This is a genomic window from Escherichia sp. HH26CH, assembly GCF_009820205.1.
Classification (GTDB): domain Bacteria; phylum Pseudomonadota; class Gammaproteobacteria; order Enterobacterales; family Enterobacteriaceae; genus Escherichia; species Escherichia coli_F.
Map to the genome: position 1 here is coordinate 232,881 of NZ_VNXM01000012.1, position 16,332 is coordinate 249,212.

Here is a 16,332-nt window from a genome sequence, read left to right on the forward strand (position 1 = left end):
CGTATGGCGACAAACGCCTGACGCAACAGTGGAAGTGTAGTGGGGAAAATTACAGCAGACGAGAAAGCGGGGATAAATTCGCCCATCCGTTGCAGATGGGCGAGGATAAAGTATTAGTCACACTGGACTTTAATTGCCAGACCACCACGAGACGTTTCGCGGTACTTGGCGTTCATGTCTTTACCGGTTTCGTACATCGTTTCGATAACTTTATCCAGCGAGACGCGCGGCGCGCTGGTGCGACGCAGGGCCATCCGCGCGGCGTTAATCGCCTTGACTGACGCAATGGCGTTACGTTCAATGCACGGCACCTGAACTTGCCCTGCAACAGGGTCACAGGTCAGACCGAGGTTGTGCTCCATGCCAATTTCCGCTGCCACACAAACCTGTTCCGGGCTACCGCCCAACAGCTCGGCAAGGCCCGCAGCAGCCATTGAACAGGCAACACCCACTTCGCCCTGGCAACCGACTTCCGCACCGGAAATAGAGGCGTTCATTTTATACAGTGCACCAATCGCGCCCGCAGCCATAAAGTAACGGGTATAGATGTCCGGGCTAACCGATTCAATAAAGTGGTCATAATAAGCCAGCACTGCCGGAACAATGCCACAAGCACCGTTGGTTGGCGCAGTTACCACACGACCACCAGCGGCGTTTTCTTCGTTAACTGCCAGCGCAAACATGTTTACCCAGTCAATGACATTCATCGGATCGTTAGACAGTTTATCGCTGGAAACCAGCATCCGGCGCAGGGCCGACGCACGACGCGGCACGCGCAGCGGGCCTGGCAGTACGCCTTCGGTGTTCATCCCGCGATCGATACATGCCTGCATGGTTTGCCAGACATGCGCGAAATACTCGTCGATCTCTTTCTTGCTGTGCAGCGCCAGTTCGTTCTGCATAGCGAGACCAGACAGCGAATAGCCGGTTTCATTACAGTACGCGAGCAGTTCGGTGGCAGATTTGAACGGATACGGCACGCTCACTTCGTTGGCGGCATCCTGACCAAAGTGTTCTTCATCGACGATAAAACCGCCGCCGATGGAATAATAAGTTTTGCTGTAGACGACTTCATCGCCGTTATAGGCGTGGATTTGCATACCGTTTTCATGCAGCGGCAGGTTGCCGTTATGAAAACGCATCCCGTTGTCGCGCGGGAAATCCACTTCATGCCGTCCCTGTGCCAGCAGCAGACGTTCGCGCTCTTCTACGTCGCGAATAAAACCGGGAATACTGTCGATATCCACGGTGGCAGGTTCGTTACCTGCAAGACCCATAATAATGGCGATATCGGTGTGGTGGCCTTTACCCGTCAGCGACAGTGAACCATAAACGTCCACGGCAACGCGAGTAACGCTATCCAGTAAGCCTTTTTCGACCAGATCATCGACGAACTGTTTACCCGCCTTCATAGGCCCTACGGTATGGGAAGATGAGGGACCAATCCCCACCTTAAACATGTCGAATAGACTAATCACGATAATACTCCTGACAAGGTGACTGGACTTCCAGTAACGAACGAATAACAGCGCATAGTGTAAGAGGGAACGCGGCGACTGGCTTAACTATTCACATGAATTAAACTAATCAAAAACCGCGATTTAACTAATATTGCGATGATTGTCTCAAGTAGTGTTTTGTAGATGTAAAGATAAGTATAGTCAGGGTTTCACACCAATTTGCAGCGCCAGCTCACGAATTATGCCTGCGGTCATTCCCCATACAAAATACTGTTCATACCAGGACAGCCATACCCGATGTGAATCGCCACGGCGGTAGATATCTAAAGGGTGATAACGACCCAGATGTAATGCCTGGGCGAGCGGCATTTCAAACACAGCGGAGACTTCATCTTCACTGGCGCGATACGGTAGATCGGGCGGGATAATGCCGACCACCGGGGTTACCTGGTAGCCAGTTACGCTATCGACGGGCGGCAGCACGCCGATAACTTCAACGGCGGAAGGCGGTATAGCGACCTCTTCTTCAGCTTCGCGCAGCGCGGCGGCGATAACTGATGTGTCCGTGTCATCGACTGCACCTCCAGGGAATGCCACTTGTCCGGCGTGTTTACGCAGATGAATCGAACGCTGAGTCAGCAACAACCCCGGTTGCGGTCGACGGACGATGGGGATTAACACGGCAGCCTGACGATGATTTAGGGTTTCCCGGTTAATTTGCGGGCGCAAAAGTTGAAAACGCGATAAAAAATCATCAAGCGTCAGGCTACGGTATTCCACGTCTTACTTCTCCAGTTGGCGTAATATCTTATTAACTTTATCTAAAGTTTCCTGATATTCCGCTTCTTCCTGGCTATCGGCGACAATTCCACCGCCCGCAGAGCAGTATATTTGTCCGTTAATGGCAGTCAGCGTGCGGATAGTAATGCTGGTATCCATGTTGCCGCAAAAGCTCAAATAGCCAATGCTGCCGCACCAGGCATTGCGTCGCTGCGGTTCCAGTTCGTCGATAATTTCCATAGCCCGTACTTTCGGTGCTCCAGTTATTGAGCCACCAGGAAAAGCTGCGCGCAGCAGATCGCTGGTGTGTAACTGTTCTGGTAGTTGCGCCGTTATGGTGCTGACCAGATGATGCACGGCAGGGAAGGGTTCCACCACGAACAGCTCTGGTACTTTTACCGAACCTGCTACGGCAACACGACCGATATCATTACGCATTAAATCGACAATCATCAGATTTTCGGCACGATCTTTCGCTGAGTTCGCCAGTTTTTCTGCTTGTTTGCTATCTTCCTGAGGATCGGGCAGGCGTGGTAGCGTGCCTTTAATCGGGCGGGTCTGGATTTCACTATTATCACAAAGAATAAACCGCTCTGGCGAAAGGCTTAAAATCGCGCCCTGTTCAAGACGTAAAAAAGCGCTAAATGGCGCGCGGTTGGCCTGATTAAGCTGAAGGAATGCCTGCCATTCATCGCCAAAATAGGTCGCATGGAAACGCTGGGCGAGATTCACCTGATAGCAATCACCGCTGTGCAGATATTCCTGTACCTGGCGAAATTTTTCGCCGTACAGCTCGCGGGTCATATTGGATTGCCAGTCGGAAGTGAGCGTGAAATCTTCCTGCGGCGAGAATTGCTGGCTTTCCAGCCAGGCCCGACGGGCATTGACATCATTATGACTCAGCAAAGAAACTGTTTGACGCTGGTGGTCGACAATGAGCGCCCAGTCGTAGATACCCACAGCCATATCCGGCAGAACGATATCTTGCTGCGCAATTTCTGGCAGTGACTCAAAACGGCGGCCTAGATCGTAGCCAAACAACCCCAGCGCGCCGCCCTGAAATGGCAAATCTTCGTTATGCGCTGGGCGAATGTCTGCGCGATCCAGCACCTGCTGGAGCACCTGTAGCGGGTCATCAGTGGTCGTTGTGCGTTTTTCGCTTTCACTAACAACGGTTTCTTTACCGAAAGTGGTTAAAGTGCAAATCGGCTCGGCGACCACAATATCAAAGCGGCTATATGGATGATCGGCATAGCCGGAGTGTAAAAGCATCGCCCACGGCAGGTGACTTAAGCGGGAGAAATAAAATTCAGCGGCGTCCTGACGCCAGGGTAAAGTAATCACAGCGGGAGATAACGTCTTCATCAGTCCTGACTCTACTGGCTATGTGCCGGGTAGCATGAAATAATTAGCGCTAACAATTTAGCAGGAGTTAACAATGTTTGCAGGTTTACCTTCACTCACCCATGAACAGCAGCAAAAAGCCGTCGAGCGGATCCAGGAGCTGATGGCACAAGGGATGAGCAGCGGCCAGGCAATCGCGTTGGTGGCAGAAGAGCTGCGTGCCAACCATTCCGGCGAGCGAATCGTGGCGCGTTTTGAGGATGAAGACGAGTAACGTTATGCGTCAGGTCGTAAGTATGAGAGGGAATTTATTATGGAAGTCTGGTGGCGTTGGTGGGCGTGAAAGCCGCCCTGGAGGAACCGGATTTTTTTGCTTTTTTAAGTCAACTCAATGTTGATAGCGCACTGGATCTCAGGGACGACTCGCAATTTGATGAACGCTGGATGTGTGAGTTTAATGCCGTCCAGCGAGGAGCCTTTTCTGAAGAAGTGATTAACCTAATAGATACATTACGTGAGAGATATTTTAAATTAGCTTTTCGTATAACGGGAAACAGTGATATTTCCGCCAGAATATCTGATGATATTGAGTTGATTAGCAAACGTATGGTCATGGGGGATCAGCAATCCTGGGCGGTGAAGGTATTATGGTCCTGTTATTGCAATGGGCTGTTTCCGTGTCATATTTAAAGCCGTAATACATACTTAAGTAAATTTTTTCACGGATGATTTATTGATAAAAATAATAAATCATAATACAGGAGGTAGTGAATGATAAATATTCCTTTAACCGCAATGAGCTATCAGCCTTGCGGTGAATTTGTTTCTTGTTCCCTCAGTTTTAATGGGCAAATATCTGTACTGGAAGTGGATCAGATACCTGAACGTATCCAGGGAATGTTTGTTTCGACAATAACGGAGGAAAGAACCTGGTATATTACATTATATGGAAGAAAACCCCATTATGCGAAAACGATTAATATTCAGGATACTTATAATTTCCACAAAGTACAGATTATTGACAACCAACATATTTTATTAGTAGGTGCCCGGAGCCGGTTTGAAAATGGCGAGGGGGAGAAAAATGCAGCCATTTACACCATGGATGGAAGACTGGTACGGCGATTTACATTGGGCGATGGTATCGAGGATGTAAGTGTTACAGAAAAGGGTGAAATATGGGTAAGCTACTTTGATGAAGGTGTCTTTGGAAATTATGGCTGGCAGATCCCTATGGGACAAAACGGCCTGGCAAAATATGATCTCTACGGTAATGTTTTATGGGAACAGAATGAGTGTTGTATTTTTGATTGTTATGCCTTAAATGTTGAAAATGCGACATCAGTCTGGTTTTATTATTATACGGATTATGAACTTGTTCATATCAAAAACAATACCTTCACACGATATGAAATTCCCGTTGAAGGGATGAGTTCTTTTGCTGTTTGTTTACCGTGGATCATTGCTGATAACGGCTATCAACAACCTTATGCCTTTTCTGTATTCAGGCAAGACGGACAGCGATTTAAAAAATATGATGATGTGGTATTTACACAGCCTGATGGGCAACAAATCGCCCCGATTTTCAGGAAGATGCGCGGAAAATGGGTTTTGGTAAAGACTGAAAGAGAACTCTATTATGGGGAGATCGCGCCGTCGATGTTTTATTGATACGTCTGTACTATCCCTGTGCTTCTTGCACCCGAGATTACAATGGACGCACTGATAAAAAAGAAGAACAAGTGAGTTGTATATTGGCGAAAAAATGGACGCTTTTCTGTTATAGATGAAAGCGTCCATGTCGATTTCTGCTGATAGAGAGTTAAACTATACCAGCGCTTTGAGTTCGTCATGCATATATGACGTAAAATATTCCGGATTTTTAATCACCACGCGTTCACCAGACTCCATTTTTTTTGCCCAACCAACCATTTTCTGTGTGAACTCAGGATTCCATCCTTCCTCGTTCCCTCGCGCAATGATGACGTCGGCACTCGCGGGTACTCCCAAATCTTTCAGACATTTAAAGATTCCCTTTGCAGTGCTTTCATTCATAGAACTTGGTGTTGATGCTGAGATATCCATGGCACCAATGAAATCCAGGGCTTTATCTATTACAGCAGGCATATTCTTATCCTTAAAATTAACCACGTAATCAATAAGTCTATATGACCTCAAATTGCCTCTAAGATCAAAGGGATTATAAACCTCTATCATGCGCTAGTCTGTTGACATCTGTGTTTTTTGCCGAACGCAGTGAGGCGCGACACAATTTAAGCCTGTTTTATTGCGCCCGGAACGAGGGATAACAGAGTGGGGTCGCGAAGTACTGACCGAATCCAGCAAAATCGGTCAGTATTATCTGGTTATTTTCTGCCCTGGAATAACTTAAACCGCAGCAACAATCTTAATTTCAACTTTATACTGTGGATTCATCAGTCCCGCTTGTACCGTGCAGCGCACCGGCGCATGACCCGCGACAACCCAGGCATCCCACGCTTTATTCATCGCCGCGAAGTCGTTTTTATCAGCCAGGAAAATGGTGGCATCCAGAATGCTCGATTTATTGCTGCCCTGTTTTTCCAGCACGGCGTCAATCTGCGCCAGCGTATTCGCAGTTTGCTCAAAAGCATCGGCGTCAAGGTTTTCCGGCACACCCGTATAGTAGAGAGTGTTGTTGTGGATCACGACATCAGACCAGCGGGCTTCGGCGTCGATACGGGTAATGGTCATTTTATTCTCCTTAATATGCAAAATTTAGTGCTAAGACTGCCATAATCGCACGCTAACGTCATTCTTCAACCTCCCAGGTGCGGCGATAATAATCGTGGCGCAGCGAGGTTAAATCGGGAAAACGCATTGCGGCGTAGTCAACCCATGCGGGCACGCGGGGATCGCGAACGCCAAACAGGGCATAAATTGCCTGTTTACAGATTTCACTATCCGGATGTTTGAATAACGGTTCAAACAACGCCACATGCCAGTCCTGAGTCGCAAAATCTTTCGCCTGCGTTATTCCCCATGTTAGCCAGAGAACGTTCTTCCAACTGACATGTTGAAAGATCGGAGCAAAAGTTTCGCAGCAATTAAATTCGCTTTGCTGGATCAGTTGCACCGCTTCAGCGAACGTCGTGACATCCGTCACTTCCGCTAAATGTCGTACCAGTTGCCGGGTAAACAGCGCCAGCGGGAAGCCCTTTTTATCGGCAAGGCGTAGCAACAACTGCACGGCGTTATCTTGATACGCACCGGGCATGGACAGATGAAGATGAACGATCTCCGGAACACATTCTGCTCGCGCATTAATCAGCGCTTTCAGGGCAATATTCCCGGGTGCAGGATCTTTATCCGTGCGACAAACAGACTCCCAAAGCGCCAGTGTTTCCGGCTCGGCAAGCGGAAAACGCGCCAGCGATGAGAGGGCATCGTTGTTTTGGGTCGCCATGAAAAGCGTACGCAATTGCGCCTGACTGCCGGGGACATCGGTGCCGAAAGTTTCCATATCCATCCCGGCAACGATCTCGTCAAGCCAGCGTTCATACCAACTGAGAAAATCGGCGTCATACAGAAACTGAAACGTTTCGCTGGTTACAGGAAAATCCGAGTCAAATGAGGAACGCAGTAGTCGCCCTCTATATTGCCCGGTAACCACTAGGTAAATACCATTGCAACCAATTTGCAGCAGCCCGTTGTAAACAGGGTGATTGCCCTCATCGGAAACCGCAATCGCCTGGACCTGTTGAATATCAAGCTGCGTCAAACGCAGGGGAAGCATATTGTCGACCGGCAGTAAACCCTGTACCGGGCATTGTTCAATAGGCCATAAACCATAACCATAACATGGGCCGCCATTGGCTATGTAACGCAGAAAAATGCGGTAGACGCGCGGCAGCGAAACGCCAGATTGCTGCTCAAAGGCAAGGAGCGTCTCTTCACTGACTGCAGGCGGCCATTGGTATTTCCACTGTTTGGCACCAAATAAGGCGCAGTTTGGATCGCCTGACGAAATGCGGGGGATTTTTTGCTTAATCCGTTCGACCAGGCTCTGTTCAGCGGCGCTAAGTTGCATCCTTGCTCTCCTTAATTATCGTGGCGGTCCTGCTGGCGAAAGCGCCCTCATCCTGACATAATCCCTGTTCAAATCAACAGGGGGTAGTGTGACGGACGATTTTGCACCAGACGGTCAGCTGGCGAAAGCGATACCAGGCTTTAAGCCGCGAGAACCACAGCGTCAGATGGCGGTAGCCGTCACCCAGGCGATAGAAAAAAGCCAGCCGCTGGTGGTGGAAGCCGGAACCGGTACGGGCAAAACCTACGCTTACCTGGCCCCTGCGCTACGGGCGAAAAAGAAAGTCATTATCTCGACCGGCTCAAAAGCGTTGCAGGATCAGCTCTACAGCCGCGATTTGCCAACGGTCTCAAAGGCGTTGAAATACACGGGCAACGTGGCGTTGCTGAAAGGGCGCTCTAACTACCTCTGCCTCGAACGTCTCGAACAGCAGGCGCTGGCGGGTGGCGATCTACCGGTACAAATTTTAAGCGATGTGATCCTGCTGCGCTCCTGGTCTAATCAAACAGTCGATGGTGATATCAGCACCTGCGTCAGCGTGGCGGAAGATTCACAGGCGTGGCCGCTGGTCACCAGCACCAACGACAACTGCCTTGGCAGCGACTGCCCGATGTATAAAGATTGCTTTGTGGTCAAAGCACGCAAAAAAGCGATGGACGCCGATGTGGTGGTGGTAAACCATCATCTCTTTCTGGCGGATATGGTGGTGAAAGAGAGTGGATTTGGCGAACTGATCCCGGAAGCTGACGTGATGATCTTCGACGAAGCCCACCAACTGCCTGACATTGCCAGCCAGTATTTTGGTCAGTCACTCTCCAGTCGACAACTGCTCGACCTGGCAAAAGACATCACCATCGCCTACCGCACCGAATTAAAAGACACCCAGCAGTTACAAAAGTGCGCCGACCGCCTTGCCCAGAGCGCGCAGGATTTTCGCCTTCAATTAGGTGAGCCAGGTTATCGTGGCAACCTGCGCGAACTGTTAGCTAATCCGCAAATTCAGCGAGCATTTTTACTGCTCGATGACACCCTGGAACTTTGTTATGACGTGGCGAAACTGTCGCTGGGGCGTTCCGCCTTGCTGGATGCGGCATTTGAACGCGCCACACTTTATCGTACGCGGCTTAAACGGCTAAAAGAGATCAATCAGCCGGGCTACAGCTACTGGTACGAATGCACTTCGCGCCATTTTACTCTGGCACTCACGCCGCTCAGCGTGGCGGATAAATTCAAAGAGTTAATGGCGCAAAAACCCGGTAGCTGGATCTTTACCTCAGCAACGCTGTCGGTGAACGACGATCTGCATCATTTCACCTCGCGGCTTGGCATCGAACAGGCGGAGTCGTTGCTGTTACCCAGCCCGTTTGATTACAGCCGCCAGGCGTTACTCTGTGTGCCGCGCAACCTGCCGCAAACCAATCAACCGGGCTCCGCACGGCAACTGGCGGCAATGTTGCGACCGATCATCGAAGCTAACAACGGTCGTTGTTTTATGCTTTGTACCTCGCACGCCATGATGCGCGATCTGGCCGAGCAGTTCCGCGCTACCATGACGCTTCCCGTTTTGTTGCAGGGGGAAACTAGCAAAGGGCAACTGTTGCAGCAATTTGTCAGCGCCGGTAACGCGCTGCTTGTGGCAACCAGCAGCTTCTGGGAAGGGGTGGATGTGCGTGGCGATACATTGTCATTGGTGATTATCGACAAGTTGCCGTTTACCTCACCGGATGATCCACTATTAAAAGCGCGCATGGAAGATTGCCGTTTGCGCGGAGGCGACCCGTTCGATGAAGTACAGCTGCCGGATGCGGTCATTACTCTCAAGCAGGGGGTAGGGCGACTGATTCGCGACGCCGACGATCGAGGGGTTTTGGTGATTTGCGACAATCGGCTGGTGATGCGCCCTTACGGCGCGACGTTTCTCGCCAGTCTGCCGCCAGCGCCGCGCACCCGTGACATTGCCCGTGCGGTTCGTTTCCTTGCGATACCATCCTCCAGGTAATTTGTGATGGAGTATGGTATGATGCGCGCCTTTTTATTGATCTAAGCACGAAGACCCATGCGAATTCTGGCTATCGATACCGCGACAGAGGCCTGCTCTGTCGCCCTGTGGAACGACGGTACTGTCAACGCTCATTTTGAGCTTTGCCCTCGTGAACATACTCAACGAATCTTACCGATGGTGCAGGATATCCTGACCACCAGCGGAATTTCCCTGACGGACATAAATGCTCTGGCTTACGGGCGCGGCCCCGGTAGCTTTACCGGCGTGCGCATTGGTATTGGCATTGCGCAAGGGCTGGCGCTTGGCGCGGAATTACCGATGATTGGCGTCTCCACGCTAATGACGATGGCGCAAGGGGCGTGGCGCAAAAACGGCGCAACCCGCGTGCTGGCAGCCATTGACGCGCGAATGGGGGAAGTTTACTGGGCCGAATATCAGCGTGATGAAAACGGTATCTGGCACGGCGAAGAAACAGAAGCCGTACTGAAACCAGAACTCGTTCATGAACGGTTGCAACAGCTTTCCGGCGAATGGGTAACCGTGGGTACGGGCTGGCAAGCCTGGCCGGATCTCGGTAAAGAGAGCGGGTTGGCCCTGCGCGATGGCGATGTGTTACTGCCCGCTGCAGAAGATATGCTGCCGATTGCTTGTCAGATGTTTGCCGAGGGTAAAACGGTGGCGGTGGAACATGCCGAACCGGTTTATTTACGTAACAACGTCGCATGGAAGAAACTTCCGGGCAAAGAATGAATCTTAAGAGTATGCCCTGAGAAAAAAAGGAGTCGCATCATGGCGGTTCAAAAGAATGTTATCAAAGGCATACTGGCAGGTACGTTTGCGCTAATGCTGAGCGGTTGTGTCACTGTGCCGGACGCCATTAAAGGCAACAGTCCCACGCCGCAACAAGATTTAGTTCGGGTGATGAGTGCGCCGCAGCTGTACGTTGGTCAGGAGGCACGCTTTGGTGGCAAAGTGGTTGCGGTACAAAACCAGCAAGGGAAAACCCGCCTGGAAATTGCTACCGTACCGCTCGACAGCGGAGCCAGACCAACTTTGGGAGAACCTTCACGCGGGCGCATTTATGCCGATGTGAACGGTTTTCTTGATCCGGTGGATTTCCGTGGACAACTGGTTACGGTAGTCGGGCCAATCACCGGTGCGGTTGACGGCAAAATCGGCAACACGCCCTATAAATTTATGGTGATGCAGGTAACGGGTTACAAACGTTGGCATTTAACCCAGCAGGTGATTATGCCGCCTCAGCCGATTGATCCATGGTTTTATGGCGGTCGTGGCTGGCCCTATGGCTACGGTGGATGGGGCTGGTATAATCCCGGCCCCGCGAGAGTACAAACTGTTGTAACTGAATAATTGCTTGTTTTTAAAGAAAAAGAAACAGCGGCTGGTCCGCTGTTTCTGCATTCTTACGGTAAAGATAAAAATAAATAGTGACGCGCTTCGCAACCTTTTCGTTGGGTAATTATCAAGCTGGTATGATGAGTTAATATTATGTTAACGGCATGTATATCATTTGGGGTTGCGATGACGACGAACACGCATTTTAGAGGTGAAGAATTGAAGAAGGTTTGGCTTAACCGTTATCCCGCGGACGTTCCGACGGAGATCAACCCTGACCGTTATCAATCTCTGGTAGATATGTTTGAGCAGTCGGTCGCGCGCTACGCCGATCAACCCGCGTTTGTGAATATGGGGGAGGTGATGACCTTCCGCAAACTGGAAGAACGCAGTCGCGCGTTTGCCGCTTATTTGCAACAAGGGTTGGGACTGAAGAAAGGCGATCGCGTTGCGTTGATGATGCCTAATTTATTGCAATATCCGGTGGCGCTGTTTGGCATTTTGCGTGCCGGGATGATTGTCGTAAACGTTAACCCGTTGTATACCCCGCGTGAACTTGAGCATCAGCTTAACGATAGCGGCGCATCGGCGATTGTTATCGTGTCTAACTTTGCCCACACTCTGGAAAAAGTGGTTGATAAAACCGCCGTTCAGCACGTAATTCTGACCCGTATGGGCGATCAGCTATCTACGGCAAAAGGCACGGTAGTCAACTTCGTTGTTAAATACATCAAGCGTCTGGTGCCGAAATACCATCTGCCAGATGCCATTTCATTTCGTAGCGCCCTGCACAACGGCTACCGGATGCAGTACGTCAAACCCGAACTGGTGCCGGAAGATTTAGCTTTCCTGCAATACACCGGCGGTACCACTGGTGTGGCGAAAGGCGCGATGCTGACTCACCGCAATATGCTGGCGAACCTGGAACAGGTTAACGCGACCTATGGTCCGCTGTTGCATCCGGGCAAAGAGCTGGTGGTGACGGCGCTGCCGCTGTATCACATTTTTGCACTGACCATTAACTGCCTGCTGTTTATCGAACTGGGTGGGCAGAACCTGCTTATCACTAACCCGCGCGATATTCCAGGGTTGGTAAAAGAGTTAGCGAAATATCCGTTTACCGCGATAACCGGCGTTAACACCTTGTTCAATGCGTTGCTGAACAATAAAGAGTTCCAGCAGCTGGATTTCTCCAGTCTGCATCTTTCTGCAGGCGGTGGTATGCCTGTTCAACAAGTGGTGGCAGAACGTTGGGTGAAACTGACCGGACAGTATCTGCTGGAAGGTTATGGCCTGACCGAGTGTGCGCCGCTGGTCAGCGTTAACCCGTATGATATTGATTATCATAGTGGTAGCATCGGTTTGCCGGTGCCGTCGACGGAAGCCAAACTGGTGGATGATGATGATAATGAAGTACCACCGGGTCAACCGGGTGAGCTTTGTGTCAAAGGACCGCAGGTGATGCTGGGTTACTGGCAGCGTCCGGATGCTACCGATGAAATCATCAAAAACGGTTGGCTACACACTGGCGACATTGCCGTAATGGACGAAGAAGGTTTCTTACGCATCGTTGATCGCAAAAAAGACATGATTCTGGTTTCCGGTTTTAACGTCTATCCCAACGAGATTGAAGATGTCGTCATGCAGCATCCTGGCGTACAGGAAGTCGCGGCTGTTGGCGTACCTTCCGGCTCAAGTGGTGAAGCGGTGAAAATCTTCGTTGTGAAAAAAGATCCATCGCTTACCGAAGAGTCACTGGTGACTTTTTGCCGCCGTCAGCTCACGGGCTACAAAGTACCGAAGCTGGTGGAGTTTCGTGATGAGTTACCGAAATCTAACGTCGGAAAAATTTTGCGACGAGAATTACGTGACGAAGCGCGCGGCAAAGTGGACAATAAAGCCTGAGCGTTAAGTCAGTCGTCAGACGCCGGTTAATCCGGCGTTTTTTTTGACGCCCACTAAAGAGAATACAATTTGAATTACCAAATGATTACCACGGACGATGCGCTGGCTTCTTTGTGTGAAGCTGTCCGTGCCTTTCCGGCGATAGCCCTGGATACTGAATTTGTTCGTACGCGCACCTATTACCCGCAGCTGGGTCTAATTCAACTTTTCGATGGCGAGCATCTGGCGCTAATTGATCCTCTCGGGATCACCGACTGGTCACCGCTGAAAGCGATCCTGCGCGATCCGTCCATCACAAAATTTCTCCATGCAGGCAGTGAAGATCTGGAAGTGTTCCTCAATGTCTTTGGCGAATTACCACAACCCCTGATTGACACGCAAATCCTTGCTGCCTTCTGCGGACGCCCGATGTCATGGGGTTTTGCTTCCATGGTGGAAGAGTATTCCGGCGTTACGCTGGACAAGAGTGAATCGCGCACCGACTGGCTGGCCAGACCGCTGACTGAACGTCAGTGTGAATACGCAGCGGCGGATGTCTGGTATCTGTTACCGATCACCGCAAAGCTTATGGTAGAAACGGAGGCCTCCGGCTGGCTACCTGCGGCGCTGGATGAATGCCGCCTGATGCAAATGCGTCGTCAGGAAGTCGTTGCGCCGGAAGATGCCTGGCGTGATATCACCAATGCCTGGCAGTTACGCACACGCCAACTGGCCTGTCTGCAACTGTTAGCCGATTGGCGACTGCGTAAGGCGCGGGAGCGCGATCTGGCGGTGAACTTTGTCGTGCGTGAAGAGCATTTGTGGTCGGTAGCGCGTTATATGCCGGGAAGTTTAGGCGAACTGGACAGCCTGGGCTTATCCGGTAGCGAAATCCGCTTTCACGGTAAAACGCTGCTGGCGCTGGTGGAAAAAGCGCAGACATTGCCGGAAGAGGCCTTACCGCAGCCGATGCTTAACCTGATGGACATGCCGGGTTATCGTAAAGCGTTTAAAGCGATTAAGTCGCTGATTACTGACGTGAGCGAAACACACAAGATCAGCGCCGAATTGCTGGCATCGCGTCGGCAAATCAACCAGCTGCTGAACTGGCACTGGAAACTGAAACCGCAGAACAATTTGCCGGAGCTGATTTCCGGCTGGCGTGGTGAGCTGATGGCGGAAGCATTACACAATTTATTGCAGGAATATCCACAGTAAAATCTTCCGAAGCCGGACTGGGTGCGCTCAGCGCCACATCCGGCTTCGGCAAACTACAAATCCAACACCAGGCGTTTACCCTTCGCGCGTGAACAACAGATCAACATACTTTGCTGGCTGGCACGCTCTTCATCGCTAAAATACTGATCCCGATGGTCAGCTTCACCTTCCAGTATTGCCGTTTCGCAGGTTCCGCATACCCCTTCACGACATAAACATTCCACTTTCGCTGCTTTACTATTTTCAATAACCTGCAAAATAGTCATCTCTTCCGGCACCACAAACTCTTTTCCGGAACGGGCAAGCACCAGCGTAAATGCATCGCCGGTTTTGTCTTCGATAGCAAATTGCTCAAAGTGCAGCGTATCGGTGGCGATGTCCAGACGCGCAGCTTCACTTCTTACCGCCTCATTTAGCGCCTCGGGGCCACAGGTATAAACATGTGTGCCAGGTTCGATATCCGCCAATAATCGCGCTAATTCCAGTCGTGTTCCGGTTGATGAATGATGCAAATGGACTTTCTCGGCATGCGGATGCTGGACTAGCTCATCACGAAATGCGCAACTTTCTGGATTTCGCGAGCAGTAATGTAACTGCCAGTCGACGTCGCTGTATTGCAACTCTGCCATGTGCGACAGGAAAGGAGTAATACCAATACCGCCCGCGATAAACAGATGCTTTCTGGCCGAGGGAATTAGCGCAAACAGATTATTAGGCGTCGAAATGGTCAACCGATCGCCTGCTTTCACCTGCTGATGCAAAAAGCGCGAACCACCGCGCGAGTTTTCTTCCAGTCGAACGGCAATCTGATAATGAGTTGTATCGAGCGGCGAACTCAGCAGTGAATACGCATTGCTGTACTGGTTATCACCATCGCTCATCTGCACAATGACGTGACTTCCTCCGGTAAATGCAGGTAATGGTTTGCCATCGGTTGCCACCAGCGTGAAGCGTTTCACCTGTTCGGTAAGCGGTTCAATTTGGCTCACCTGAACTTCAAACATTTGGTAGTTTGACATTGCTGTACTCCATCAAAAATCAGCCCAGCGGCGGAAAATACCGCCGCCGATGTCATTAGTCCTTAAACACCTGCGCCAGCAGATTATGGAAATGGGCGATACCGTGTTCGGAAATTCCGCTACCGCTACTGTCGGCCATGATGCGCCCCTGACCACGATAGCCACGCGATTTCAGCCCTTTCTGTACGCTTTCAACCAGACGTAAATCTTCCGGACGGAACACGTCGCGATACCACTCAATCAGTGATTTTTGCTCGTCGGTTAACTCTTCATTGGTGAAGTAAATATCGTAGTTTTGCAGGGTAGTTTCAGAATCCACCGGGAATTCATAAATGACCGTCATCATGCCTTTGATCGGGGTGACGTTCAGCATCGTGCACGGCCACAGCCAGAAACCATGGAATGCCGCATCCGTGCCCTCTTTGAATTTGAAAGACTGTTCGGACGGTTTGGCGAAACCGTACTGCAGCGTCCAGTTACCGTGCATGGTGTGCCAGTAACGATCAACCTGAACGGAGTCGGAGAAACCTGGATGCGCCGGACCACAGTGATAGCACTCGAGATAGTTATCGACAATGTTCTTCCAGTTGGCAGGCGTGCAGGTGGTAAAGCGGGCCGCCAGTTTCAGGTCATGGACTTCCGGGCAGGCTTCCAGCACTTTCGCCCCCAGACCGGGTAACTGATCTTCTACGCTGGTGGCGTTGGGGTCCATGTTGATGAAGACGAATCCGGCATATTCTTCCAGACGTACTGGAACCAGTTGCGCTTTGTCGCTATCGAAATTGGCGACGTTTTCGCAGTTACGCGCATGGGCCAGGTTGCCATCGAGTTTGAATGCCCAGGCGTGATACGGGCAGGTAATCACATTTTTCGCTTTCCCTTCGCCGCTCAATAACTGATGACCACGGTGCGGGCAAACGTTATAGAACGCGCGCAAAACCTTATCACGACCGCGTACCAGCACGATGCTTTCGCCAATGATCTCACGCGTCACATAATCATTGGCATTCGCCAGTTCGCTGCTGTGAGCGACGCAAATCCAGCTTTTGGCGAAGACGTTCTCTTTTTCGTGTTCAAACGCGTTCTGATCGGTATAAAAACGGGCAGGAATGGTCCACGCCTCTTGTGGGTTAGCGCAAAAATTTTCGGGTAGTACAAAGTCAGGTCTCAGATTGCTCATAGGGATACCTTTATCGTTAG

16 protein-coding genes are annotated in these 16,332 nt (G+C 50.8%); 8 read left to right on the plus strand and 8 right to left on the minus strand.

Annotated features, from left to right (window positions below; genetic code table 11):
- Positions 1 to 113: 113 nt before the first annotated feature.
- From sdaA to pabB, 3 genes are all read right to left on the minus strand, one after another.
- Positions 114 to 1,478 carry an L-serine ammonia-lyase gene (sdaA, locus tag FQ015_RS03140; protein ID WP_000624298.1) on the minus strand — a complete coding sequence of 455 codons (1,365 nt, stop codon included), beginning with the start codon at positions 1,476 to 1,478 and terminating at the stop codon, positions 114 to 116.
- Positions 1,479 to 1,661: 183 nt separating this feature from the next.
- A complete protein-coding gene (locus FQ015_RS03145; protein WP_000456733.1) occupies positions 1,662 to 2,240 on the minus strand; it encodes a CoA pyrophosphatase in 579 nt (192 codons plus the stop codon).
- A gap of 3 nt (positions 2,241 to 2,243) precedes the next feature.
- Positions 2,244 to 3,605 (minus strand): aminodeoxychorismate synthase component 1, encoded by a 1,362-nt coding sequence (pabB, locus tag FQ015_RS03150; protein ID WP_160523696.1) that lies wholly within the window; start codon positions 3,603 to 3,605, stop codon positions 2,244 to 2,246.
- Positions 3,606 to 3,678: 73 nt separating this feature from the next.
- On the opposite strand from pabB, the gene FQ015_RS03155 reads away from it, so the two are divergent.
- The 3 genes from FQ015_RS03155 (at position 3,679) to FQ015_RS03165 (ending at position 5,255) form a co-directional block, all read left to right on the plus strand.
- On the plus strand, positions 3,679 to 3,858 hold the full coding sequence (locus FQ015_RS03155; RefSeq protein ID WP_000457334.1) for a YoaH family protein: 180 nt from the start codon (positions 3,679 to 3,681) through the stop codon (positions 3,856 to 3,858).
- 50 nt (positions 3,859 to 3,908) lie between these two features.
- On the plus strand, positions 3,909 to 4,274 hold the full coding sequence (locus tag FQ015_RS03160) for a hypothetical protein (RefSeq protein ID WP_160523697.1): 366 nt from the start codon (positions 3,909 to 3,911) through the stop codon (positions 4,272 to 4,274).
- Positions 4,275 to 4,355: 81 nt separating this feature from the next.
- Positions 4,356 to 5,255 (plus strand): hypothetical protein, encoded by a 900-nt coding sequence (locus FQ015_RS03165; protein ID WP_160523698.1) that lies wholly within the window; start codon positions 4,356 to 4,358, stop codon positions 5,253 to 5,255.
- A gap of 156 nt (positions 5,256 to 5,411) precedes the next feature.
- Here the strand turns inward: FQ015_RS03165 and FQ015_RS03170 are convergent, their stop codons facing one another.
- The 3 genes from FQ015_RS03170 to FQ015_RS03180 form a co-directional block, all read right to left on the minus strand.
- Positions 5,412 to 5,711, minus strand: coding sequence for a DUF1889 family protein (locus FQ015_RS03170; RefSeq protein ID WP_032184793.1), 300 nt, complete (start codon positions 5,709 to 5,711; stop codon positions 5,412 to 5,414).
- Positions 5,712 to 5,972: 261 nt separating this feature from the next.
- Positions 5,973 to 6,317: a RidA family protein gene (locus tag FQ015_RS03175; protein ID WP_032184405.1), complete on the minus strand. Its 345-nt coding sequence runs from the start codon at positions 6,315 to 6,317 to the stop codon at positions 5,973 to 5,975.
- A gap of 58 nt (positions 6,318 to 6,375) precedes the next feature.
- Positions 6,376 to 7,653, minus strand: coding sequence for an SMI1/KNR4 family protein (locus FQ015_RS03180; protein WP_160523699.1), 1,278 nt, complete (start codon positions 7,651 to 7,653; stop codon positions 6,376 to 6,378).
- 88 nt (positions 7,654 to 7,741) lie between these two features.
- Between FQ015_RS03180 and FQ015_RS03185 the strand changes: the two genes are divergently transcribed.
- The 5 genes from FQ015_RS03185 to rnd all read left to right on the plus strand — a co-directional run bounded on the left by FQ015_RS03185 (position 7,742) and on the right by rnd (position 14,113).
- Positions 7,742 to 9,652 (plus strand): helicase C-terminal domain-containing protein, encoded by a 1,911-nt coding sequence (locus tag FQ015_RS03185; RefSeq protein ID WP_160523700.1) that lies wholly within the window; start codon positions 7,742 to 7,744, stop codon positions 9,650 to 9,652.
- A gap of 57 nt (positions 9,653 to 9,709) precedes the next feature.
- The gene (gene tsaB / locus FQ015_RS03190; protein WP_160523701.1) at positions 9,710 to 10,405 is read left to right on the plus strand and encodes a tRNA (adenosine(37)-N6)-threonylcarbamoyltransferase complex dimerization subunit type 1 TsaB; all 696 of its coding nucleotides are present in this window, start codon (positions 9,710 to 9,712) and stop codon (positions 10,403 to 10,405) included.
- A gap of 39 nt (positions 10,406 to 10,444) precedes the next feature.
- Positions 10,445 to 11,026 carry a Slp family lipoprotein YeaY gene (gene yeaY, locus FQ015_RS03195; RefSeq protein WP_000290557.1) on the plus strand — a complete coding sequence of 194 codons (582 nt, stop codon included), beginning with the start codon at positions 10,445 to 10,447 and terminating at the stop codon, positions 11,024 to 11,026.
- Positions 11,027 to 11,230: 204 nt separating this feature from the next.
- On the plus strand, positions 11,231 to 12,916 hold the full coding sequence (gene fadD, locus FQ015_RS03200) for a long-chain-fatty-acid--CoA ligase FadD (protein WP_000758422.1): 1,686 nt from the start codon (positions 11,231 to 11,233) through the stop codon (positions 12,914 to 12,916).
- An 81-nt stretch (positions 12,917 to 12,997) separates the two neighbouring features.
- Entirely contained in the window at positions 12,998 to 14,113 is a 1,116-nt protein-coding gene (rnd, locus tag FQ015_RS03205; protein WP_001303529.1) for a ribonuclease D, read from the plus strand.
- A gap of 53 nt (positions 14,114 to 14,166) precedes the next feature.
- Here rnd and yeaX read toward each other — a convergent pair whose 3' ends face one another.
- A complete protein-coding gene (gene yeaX / locus FQ015_RS03210) occupies positions 14,167 to 15,132 on the minus strand; it encodes a carnitine monooxygenase reductase subunit YeaX (protein ID WP_039020733.1) in 966 nt (321 codons plus the stop codon).
- A 55-nt stretch (positions 15,133 to 15,187) separates the two neighbouring features.
- Positions 15,188 to 16,312: a carnitine monooxygenase, oxygenase subunit YeaW gene (gene yeaW, locus FQ015_RS03215; protein ID WP_039020734.1), complete on the minus strand. Its 1,125-nt coding sequence runs from the start codon at positions 16,310 to 16,312 to the stop codon at positions 15,188 to 15,190.
- Positions 16,313 to 16,332: the final 20 nt, after the last annotated feature.